General features: G+C 37.9%; 12 protein-coding genes and 1 tRNA gene. 11 read left to right on the top strand and 2 right to left on the bottom strand.

Annotated elements, in window-relative coordinates; translation table 11 throughout:
- Nucleotides 1–39 precede the first annotated feature (39 nt).
- The 8 genes from HMPREF9965_RS12650 (at nucleotide 40) to HMPREF9965_RS07285 (ending at nucleotide 5530) form a co-directional block, all read left to right on the top strand.
- On the top strand, nucleotides 40–624 hold the full coding sequence (locus HMPREF9965_RS12650) for a helix-turn-helix domain-containing protein (protein ID WP_001037092.1): 585 nt from the start codon (nucleotides 40–42) through the stop codon (nucleotides 622–624).
- A gap of 637 nt (nucleotides 625–1261) precedes the next feature.
- Nucleotides 1262–1666: a hypothetical protein gene (locus HMPREF9965_RS0102425; protein ID WP_000700897.1), complete on the top strand. Its 405-nt coding sequence runs from the start codon at nucleotides 1262–1264 to the stop codon at nucleotides 1664–1666.
- Between the two features lie 58 nt (nucleotides 1667–1724).
- On the top strand, nucleotides 1725–1931 hold the full coding sequence (locus HMPREF9965_RS07260) for a hypothetical protein (protein WP_000041334.1): 207 nt from the start codon (nucleotides 1725–1727) through the stop codon (nucleotides 1929–1931).
- 318 nt (nucleotides 1932–2249) lie between these two features.
- On the top strand, nucleotides 2250–3242 hold the full coding sequence (locus HMPREF9965_RS07265) for an ABC transporter ATP-binding protein (RefSeq protein WP_001240800.1): 993 nt from the start codon (nucleotides 2250–2252) through the stop codon (nucleotides 3240–3242).
- A 1-nt stretch (nucleotide 3243) separates the two neighbouring features.
- On the top strand, nucleotides 3244–4062 hold the full coding sequence (locus HMPREF9965_RS07270; RefSeq protein WP_000240149.1) for an ABC transporter permease: 819 nt from the start codon (nucleotides 3244–3246) through the stop codon (nucleotides 4060–4062).
- A 1-nt stretch (nucleotide 4063) separates the two neighbouring features.
- Nucleotides 4064–4849, top strand: coding sequence for an ABC transporter permease (locus HMPREF9965_RS07275; protein ID WP_000760721.1), 786 nt, complete (start codon nucleotides 4064–4066; stop codon nucleotides 4847–4849).
- 100 nt (nucleotides 4850–4949) lie between these two features.
- Nucleotides 4950–5022 (top strand) — tRNA-Thr (locus HMPREF9965_RS07280).
- Between the two features lie 190 nt (nucleotides 5023–5212).
- Nucleotides 5213–5530 (top strand): hypothetical protein, encoded by a 318-nt coding sequence (locus tag HMPREF9965_RS07285; protein ID WP_000734655.1) that lies wholly within the window; start codon nucleotides 5213–5215, stop codon nucleotides 5528–5530.
- A gap of 31 nt (nucleotides 5531–5561) precedes the next feature.
- On the opposite strand, the gene HMPREF9965_RS07290 is transcribed toward HMPREF9965_RS07285, so the two are convergent.
- Nucleotides 5562–7361: an N-acetylmuramoyl-L-alanine amidase gene (locus HMPREF9965_RS07290; RefSeq protein ID WP_000713513.1), complete on the bottom strand. Its 1800-nt coding sequence runs from the start codon at nucleotides 7359–7361 to the stop codon at nucleotides 5562–5564.
- 57 nt (nucleotides 7362–7418) lie between these two features.
- Nucleotides 7419–8327, bottom strand: coding sequence for a LysR family transcriptional regulator (locus HMPREF9965_RS07295; protein ID WP_001222589.1), 909 nt, complete (start codon nucleotides 8325–8327; stop codon nucleotides 7419–7421).
- A 102-nt stretch (nucleotides 8328–8429) separates the two neighbouring features.
- On the opposite strand from HMPREF9965_RS07295, the gene HMPREF9965_RS07300 reads away from it, so the two are divergent.
- The 3 genes from HMPREF9965_RS07300 (at nucleotide 8430) to HMPREF9965_RS07310 (ending at nucleotide 9359) form a co-directional block, all read left to right on the top strand.
- Complete coding sequence (locus HMPREF9965_RS07300; protein ID WP_004243559.1) at nucleotides 8430–8663, top strand: YqgQ family protein; 234 nt, start codon at nucleotides 8430–8432, stop codon at nucleotides 8661–8663.
- Nucleotides 8660–9040, top strand: a complete 381-nt coding sequence (locus HMPREF9965_RS07305) for a rhodanese-like domain-containing protein (protein ID WP_000158121.1) — start codon at nucleotides 8660–8662, stop codon at nucleotides 9038–9040. The genes HMPREF9965_RS07300 and HMPREF9965_RS07305 overlap by 4 nt, the downstream gene beginning before the upstream one ends.
- A gap of 85 nt (nucleotides 9041–9125) precedes the next feature.
- Nucleotides 9126–9359: a hypothetical protein gene (locus tag HMPREF9965_RS07310; protein WP_001088135.1), complete on the top strand. Its 234-nt coding sequence runs from the start codon at nucleotides 9126–9128 to the stop codon at nucleotides 9357–9359.
- Nucleotides 9360–9391: the final 32 nt, after the last annotated feature.

A 9391-nucleotide genomic window follows, 5' to 3' on the forward strand; every position in this document is an offset into this window, starting at 1 on the left:
AACTTTGTTTATTCCAGTATAGTATGTAGGTGATATAAAATGAATAAATTGGCAAATAATATTAAAAGTTTAAGATTAAGCATGGGTGAAACTCAAGAAGATTTAGCTTATGCACTAGATTTAAATAGTAAGAGTGCTGTTGCAAATTGGGAAAGTGGTGATAATGTTCCTTCGTCAGAAAATTTACATAGAATCTCGAATAGATATGGAGTTACAATTGATCAATTAATGAATGATGATTTAACTTCCGAGTTTTCTTTTATAAAATATTTTTGTAATGTTAATAGTGCCGATGAATTAATAAAATTATTTATGAATTTATTTCCTGTTATACTTTTAGAGTCTGAGAAATCAAATTTAAAGTTAGTTGAGGCAATTGAGTGTCAAAAGAATTTAAAAATCTGTATGATTAGAGGAGATAATCAAGAGGAATTTGATTTCTATTATGATAAAACAAGTTATATTTATATGGAACTAATTGATAAGGAGGAATCGGTTTCAGCTAATGCTAACCTTGTGAGTATGTTTCTTTTATGTGCTTTTTACAATAGAATTGGAAAGGAATGGGATGGTATTCAAGATTGTTTTGAATTTAGTAATAAAAGTTTAAGAAAAAAGAATTAAAACGTTTTATTTCGGAGATATATTTAAGTAGAAATTTAAATAAACTCAATAAGGAACGGTCAGAGTACCATCTTTTAAATGAAACTATTTTGGAATTAATAAAGGAACTAAAATATCAAAAAAAACTAATTCAATTAAGTGATTATTTCATGTGTTTACGTTACTTTTTAGGTTTAGTTGATAATAATCTTAATAATGCTATTAATCAACAAATAGGATTTGCTATCTTGAGCGATTTATCTTTAATGAAAAATAAATATGTGGGGCGTATATATAATTATTTAGATGAACTGAAGAAAGTTCAGTAGAAGTGAACGACAAATTTTGTTTGATAAGATATAATTAAAAAATAAAAATTAAGGAGCTTAATGATGAATTTTATAATTATTTGTATTATGATATTGGTTTGTATATTGTTATTATCGATTATAAAACTAGAGTATCTTAAAAGACTGTTAACTAGGTATATTGTAGATAATAGAAGTAGTGAGTTATCCTTTATAGAATCTAGTGACTTCAGTGTTTTAGAATGTGCAAAAATACTAAACAAAAAATACAAAATTGGACTGATTAACTCCTATATTGTAGTTAATTCAATAAAAATCAGATAAAATTGAAATAAAAAAGTGGGAAAGAAATGAAAATTAATACGCGAAGAATCAAAGATCAAGCAAATAGTGCATTAAACATTACCATGAAAGTATCAAAATCTGTTGGCAAAAGTATGTCAAAAGGTGGGAGGGAATGTCTAAATTTTGTTGTAAACAATCCTGAATTTATATTAATTATTTTAAGTTTGATAACTAACAAGAATAGCCTTAATCAAAGACGGATTAATGAATTGGAAGATACAGAGCAAGACAGATCACTAGATGATTCAACCTTTTCTGAACTGCTACAAGAAGAACAAGCTATTAATCATTTTTATCCTGATGAAAGAAAATCTCCTTGTGTACATTTATATCATCTAGGCGAAAATACTTTTGTAAGAGGAGGAACAGAACTAGAAAAAGAGGAATTCCGTAAAGAGAATAACTTGTAGTTTTACACTCTATATTTGATTGAAACATAATTTAAAAAGGACAAAGAGAGGTAATTATATGTCAAAATTATATACATGTGAAGAATGTGGTGGAGAGTTCACTAAGAGAGAGCTTAATTGGGATGGTAGCGATCATATTGATGGAGTTTACTATTGCAAAGACTGTTTTCGTTTTTTAGAACAGTGTGGAATTGATGCAATGGATCCTGATGGATTTGGATATGATGAGTATGGCAATTGGGATCAAGAACGTTTAGGTTTTTAGATTTTTGTGAGTTTTACTTTACTGTATTAGATATATTTTTAATTAATTTAATCAACCAACCTGCTCTAAGTGCAGGTTTTTTTGTGTTTTAAGGAAACGATTAAACCAGAATTTTTGATTAAAACTATTATTTTAAGAGTGAAATCTCTAATTTCAGAATCTACAGGCAAACGCTTGCATTCCGTTTTTTATTGGACTATAATAGGTTGGTATAAAGCCTTCTGTAATAATAAAATGTAGAAGGTGTAGAAAGTAAGGATTTAGAATATTTGTAGTTAAAAATACAAAGTTGCTACTCCTTGCGATAGGGAGATAGATATGGCAATGATAGAAGTGGAACATCTTCAGAAAAATTTTGTGAAGACAGTTAAGGAACCGGGCTTGAAGGGGGCTTTGCGCTCTTTTATTCATCCTGAAAAGCAAACCTTTGAAGCAGTCAAGGATTTGACTTTTGAGGTTCCAAAAGGGCAGATTTTAGGATTTATCGGGGCAAATGGTGCTGGGAAGTCGACAACCATCAAAATGCTGACTGGGATTTTGAAACCGACATCTGGTTTTTGTCGGATTAACGGCAAGATTCCGCAGGATAATCGCCAAGATTATGTCAAGGATATTGGGGTGGTCTTTGGACAACGAACTCAGTTATGGTGGGATTTGGCCCTGCAAGAGACATACACGGTCTTGAAAGAGATTTACGATGTGCCAGACTCGCTTTTCCATAAGCGCATGGACTTTTTGAATGAAGTCTTGGACTTGAAGGATTTTATCAAGGACCCTGTGCGAACTCTTTCACTTGGGCAACGGATGCGGGCGGACATTGCGGCTTCCTTGCTTCACAATCCCAAGGTTCTCTTTTTAGATGAACCGACCATTGGTTTGGATGTGTCGGTCAAGGACAACATTCGTCGGGCCATTACCCAAATCAATCAGGAGGAAGAAACAACCATTCTCTTGACCACTCATGACCTGAGTGATATTGAGCAACTTTGTGATCGGATTTTTATGATTGATAAGGGGCAAGAGATTTTTGATGGAACGGTTAGCCAGCTCAAGGAAACCTTTGGCAAGATGAAGACTCTTTCTTTTGAACTGGTGCCAGGGCAAAGTCATCTCGTTTCTCACTATGAAGGCTTGCCTGATATGACCATTGATAGACAAGGAAATAGCCTCAATATTGAATTTGATAGTTCCCGCTACCAGTCGGCTGATATTATCAAGCAAACCTTGTCTGATTTTGAGATTCGCGATTTGAAGATGATGGATACGGATATTGAGGATATTATCCGTCGCTTCTACCGAAAGGAGCTCTAAGATGGTCAAATTGTGGAGACGTTATAAACCCTTTATCAATGCGGGCATTCAGGAGTTGATTACCTATCGAGTCAACTTTATTCTCTATCGGATTGGTGATGTAATGGGAGCTTTTGTCGCTTTCTATCTCTGGAAGGCGGTCTTTGATTCCTCGCAAGAGTCTTTGATTCAGGGCTTCAGCATGGCAGATATTACCCTCTACATTATCATGAGTTTTGTGACTAATCTTTTGACCAGGTCAGATAGCTCCTTTATGATCGGGGAGGAGGTCAAGGATGGTTCCATTATCATGCGTTTGTTGCGACCAGTGCATTTTGCGGCCTCTTATCTCTTTACTGAGCTTGGGTCTAAGTGGTTGATTTTTATCTCTGTTGGACTGCCATTTTTAAGTGTTATTGTGTTGATGAAAATCTTATCTGGGCAAGGTATTGTAGAAGTGCTGGGACTAACTACCCTTTATCTATTTAGCTTGACGCTCGCCTACCTGATTAACTTTTTCTTTAATATCTGCTTTGGATTTTCAGCCTTTGTATTTAAAAATCTATGGGGTTCCAATCTACTCAAGACTTCCATAGTTGCCTTTATGTCTGGAAGTCTAATTCCCTTGGCTTTCTTTCCTAAGGTCGTTTCAGATATCCTGTCCTTCTTGCCTTTTTCATCCTTGATTTACACTCCAGTTATGATCATAGTTGGGAAATACGATGCCAGTCAGATTCTTCAGGCGCTTTTGCTACAGTTTTTCTGGCTCTTAGTGATGGTGGGCTTGTCTCAGTTGATTTGGAAACGAGTTCAGTCATTCATCACCATTCAAGGAGGTTAGTATGAAAAAATATCAACGCATGCATCTGATTTTTATCAGACAATACATCAAACAAATTATGGAATACAAGGTTGATTTTGTGGTTGGTGTTTTAGGTGTTTTCCTGACCCAAGGCTTGAACCTCTTGTTTCTCAATGTCATCTTTCAACATATTCCATCCCTAGAAGGCTGGACTTTTCAAGAGATAGCTTTTATTTATGGTTTTTCCTTGATTCCCAAGGGTCTGGACCATCTCTTTTTTGACAATCTCTGGGCACTAGGGCAACGCTTGGTGAGAAAAGGTGAGTTTGACAAGTATCTGACTCGACCCATCAATCCTCTCTTTCACATCCTAGTCGAAACCTTTCAGATTGATGCCTTGGGGGAACTATTGGTCGGAGGTATTCTGCTAGCGACAACGGTGAGCAGCATTGCCTGGAGCCTTCCTAAATTCCTGCTTTTCCTAGTCTGTATACCCTTTGCGACCTTGATCTATACTTCCTTGAAAATCGCGACTGCCAGTATCGCTTTTTGGACCAAGCAGTCAGGAGCCATGATTTACATTTTTTATATGTTTAATGACTTTGCCAAGTATCCAATTTCCATTTACAATTCGCTTCTTCGTTGGTTGATTAGCTTTATCGTACCTTTCGCTTTTACGGCCTACTATCCTGCCAGCTATTTCTTACAGGACAAGGATGTCTTCTTTAATATCGGTGGTTTGATTCTGATTTCCCTTGTCTTCTTTGTCATTTCTTTGAAACTATGGGACAAGGGCTTAGATGCCTACGAAAGTGCGGGTTCGTAAAAGGAAGAAACTCAAAGCCTCGTCTCAGGACAGGCTTTTTCTAATGGAGATGAAAATTTCTTGACATCTATTCTCAGAGTGCTATACTAAAAGAGTAATTGCCGATTTAGCTCAGTTGGTAGAGCAACGCACTCGTAACGCGTAGGTCACAGGTTCGATCCCTGCAATCGGCAGAATGAAGAAGTCCATTAGGGCTTCTTTTCTTTTATCAGGAGTATTCAACCACTTAGACCGAGATATAGACCAGATAGGCAAAAGGCCTTGTTCTTGAAAACCCCCTCTGCTATAATGGTTCATGTAAGGGACGTGAGCAGTCAGTATCAGACAACTCAAGTCAATAAAAAAAGAAAATGGAGACAAAAAATGAAAAAATTATTGGGAATCGTATTTTTAGTAGCGGCAGCGGTTGTATTGTATTTCGGTTATATTGGATGGCCAAGTTTGGATGTCAACCTCTGGTCACTGATTCCAGTTGGATTGTTCCTCTATTTCGCTTTAGAAAATTTTTTGAAAAAAGACTACAAGGCTAGTCTGATGTGCTTGATCATTGCCTTTATCATTGCAAATGCTATTTTGGACCTTTTGCCAATTTCAAGTGGTTTGGTGATTGGTGCAGGAGTGCTAGCTTGTGTAGGACTTGGCTACCTCTTTCCTGATAAAGATAAAAAAGAAGGCAAGTAGAAAAGTCTCGAGAAACCTCGAGACTTTGTTTTTATTTACCAGCGTAATATTTTTGGATGCCTTTCACAATACCTGCGACTAGTCTATCTTGGTATCGATCCTCACGAATACGTTGATTCTCAGTGAAATTATCCATATAACCGAGTTCTAGGAGGACGGCTGGTTTGGCAGTCTCGCGTAGAACGGCAAAGCTACTTTCCAATAAGCCAGCATCCTTGGCACCAGTTTCGGCTAGGAGAGAGGAGTGGATAGCAGCAGCGAGGCGTTTGCTTTCACTCATACGATCAGGGTGATTGTGCCAGTATTTATTGATCTTACTTGGATAATCAGGTTCATCGCTATAGGAGTAGGTTTGAATACCGCTCGCTTTCGAGTGAATGTTTCCAGTAGCATTGAAATGGATACTGATAAAGATATCAGAGTTGGTTTTATTTACCATTCTTGAACGCTCAGTCTTAAAATCAACATCGATATCACTGTCACGTGATGTGAGGACAGTATAACCTAATTCTTCTAATTTCTTACGCAGTTTGCGATAGATTTGCATGTTGAGATCTTTTTCGGCTACATTGTAGTAAAAGGCACCTGAATCTCGACCACCATGCCCGGGATCAAGGAAGATCGTTTTACTGTATTGACCTTTTACAAATCCACCTTCGGTTGAAACTTCAGAAATCCATTGACCGTATTTTTGGAACAAGTGTTCCTTGCCGTCTATCTTGTAGGTTCCTGATACATAATGGCCACTATCGTCCAAATAGTAACGAGCCTTGTAATAATCGTCGTAAATCCACTCATTCTTGGCCATATAGCCACCAGACTTGAGATAGTAGGCTCCAATCCATTCACGAGCCGCATAGGTTCCATTCGCTTTTAGATAGAACCAACTGTTGTAGGCCTTGTCAAAGATCCACTCTTTTTCAGCCATGGCTCCACTAGATTTGAGGTAGTAGCTTCCTTTCCATTTATTGGAAAGCATGACTCCATTTTGTTCAAAAGCATACCAAGTTCCTTTTATTTTCTCCCATTTGTCTTGGCTGTATTTCCCATATTCATTAGCGTAATACCAATTTTGATCAATCTTCACCCAGGAGTTTTCCGCCATAGCCCCGCTACTGCCGAGCAGGTAAGCACCAACAGTCGTTTTGCTGAGCATCACGCCGTTTTTGTCAAAATAATACCATGAACCGTTGACTTTCTCCCATTTGTCTTGCGAGATTCTGCCAGATGGTGTGACATAATACCAATTTTGGTCAACCTTCACCCAGCCATTCTCAGCCATAGCCCCGCTTTTAGTAAGGAGATAACCATCAACGATTGTCTGACTGAGCATGACACCATCTTTGTCAAAGTAGTACCAAGCTCCTCCGATTTTTTTCCATTTTTGTTGGATGATTTTTCCAGACTCACTGACGTAGTACCATTTACCCTCAAGAGCTACCCAGCCATTTTCTACCATGACCCCGTCTTTATTGAGAACATAGCCATCAAAGATGGTATCACTGAGTCGGTTCCCATCGTTGTCAAAATAGTACCACTTATCTTGAATTTTTTTCCATTTGAGGACAGGCTGATTGTTTTCATAGAAACGCCAGTGTTTGTTTTCTTCCTGCCATCCTTCTTTTTTAGGGGCTTCTTCTTTTGCCTTGTCTTTTGGAAGTGTTGTAGTCTCCTCTTCATTTTTAATTGAAAGATCTTTCTTATCTTCCTTAGAGTTGCTTTGTTCAGTGGTAGCAGGAGGATTGGCATTGTTTTCTTCTGCGTAGATAGGTGCTTGTGCCAATCCTGCTATTGAAAGGACAACAGCACTTGCCAATATAAACTTTTTCAACAATATTCTCCAATCATTATTTTCTAAGAAATATTATAAAATATGTCTGATGGTTTATCAACTATCAAACTGAACTTCTTCTAGTAAATATTCGATAAAGCGTTCGCCCATCTTAGACAGGCTGGTTTTTTCATGCTGGATATAGACTAGTTCAATCGGGTCGTCAATGTCCAGCGGGATGGAAACGATATTGTCTCCATTGAGGTTGCTGTTCAAAATCCCTGTTGCAATGGTGTAACCATCCAAACCAATCAAGAGATTAAAGAGGGTTGCGCGGTCACTGACTACGATGGATTTCTTGTGATGCTCCTGTGAAAGAATCTCTTCTGAAAAGTAGAAGGAGTTGTGCGTCCCCTGGTCATAGCTGAGGTAAGGGAAGTTCTCCAAGTCTTCTAGTTTAACCTTATCTTTCTTTGCTAGAGGGTTGGTCTTGCTGACAAAGATATGGGGTTGAGCGGTAAAGAGGTGGTGAGCTAGCAGGTGATTGTCATCCAGCATTTTCGTTAAAACATCACGATTGTAGCTGTTTAGGAAGAGGACACCGACTTCACTACGGAAGTTCTTGACATCGTCGATAATCTCCCAAGTTCGAGTTTCACGAAGGAAAAGTTCGTATTTTTCCATATCACTTTTCTTAAGTAGCGATACAAAGGCATTGACTACAAAGGCATAGTGTTGAGAGGAAACGCTAAAGAGTTCACGATGGGCGACAGGATTTTTGTAGCGTTCTTCGAGGAGCTGGGTTTGCTCGACAACTTGACGGGCATAGGAGAGAAACTCCATCCCATCACGGGTCAAGGTAATGCCCTTGGGATTACGAATAAAAATTTCAATACCCATTTCATTTTCCAAGTCTCGAACGGCATTAGACAGACTGGGTTGGGTGATAAAGAGTTGCTTGGCTGCTTCATTCATAGAGCCAGTTTCGACGATTTTGATAATATAGTGTAATTGTTGAATTCTCATGCTTTTATTGTACCACACTTGCGGAAGAATGGGCAATGAAGACGAAGGAAATCGGGGAAAAGAGCCGATCCAGTATTGAAAAAAAGTCTAAAATCTGTTAGAATGAAAGCTATGAAAACATTCTATGATGTGCAGCAATTTCTCAAACAGTTTGGCATTATTGTCTATGTGGGGAAGCGCTTGTATGATATTGAACTGATGAAGCTTGAACTCTCTCGGATCTATGATGCGGGTCTGATGGACAAGCTAGACTATCTAGAGGCGGAAGCTGTTCTTCGTAGAGAGCACAAGATAGAATTAGACTATTTAGAGAAAAATGGAGATATGAACTTATGACAATTTGGATTGTTTGGGGAATCGTACTAGCAATGGCGGCATGGATGGGGTATAACTACCTTCGTATTCGTCGTGCGGCTAAGATTGTAGACAATGCAGAATTTGAAGCCTTGATTCGGAAAGGGCAGTTGATTGATGTCCGTGAACCAGCAGAGTTTCACAGAAAACATATCCTCGGTGCGCGCAATATTCCTTCAAATCAGTTGAAGTCAAGCCTTGCAGCCCTTCGCAAGGATAAACCAGTCCTTCTCTATGAAAACCAACGCGGACAACGAGTGACTAATGCAGCCCTCTATCTGAAAAAGCAAGGTTTCTCTGAGATTTATATCCTATCCTATGGCTTGGATTCTTGGAATGGTAAGGTCAAGACTAGCTAATGTTCTATTAAAAGCTGTCGAATGATAGATAAAGCTAGTATTTTAAGGTATCATCATTTATATTAAACATAAGGAGACTTTATATATGAATTCACAACAAAAGAAAAAACACTCACTTGTTTTAGGTATCCTATCTATTGTGCTCGGTTTGTTATCTCCAATTGTAGGTCTGGTTTTGGGGATCGTAGGATTGGTCTTGGCTATTTCATATCAAAAAGAGTCACAATTAGACTATAAAACAGAAAAAATTCTCAATATCGTAGGACTTGTGGTTTCTGTACTTAACTGGATTGTAGCCGTCGCAGTATTTTTTAGATAAGCAACAAAAAAAGCTTTAAATATAAAGCTTTT

Source organism: Streptococcus mitis bv. 2 str. SK95, from assembly GCF_000222705.1.
Lineage (GTDB): Bacteria > Bacillota > Bacilli > Lactobacillales > Streptococcaceae > Streptococcus > Streptococcus mitis_AY.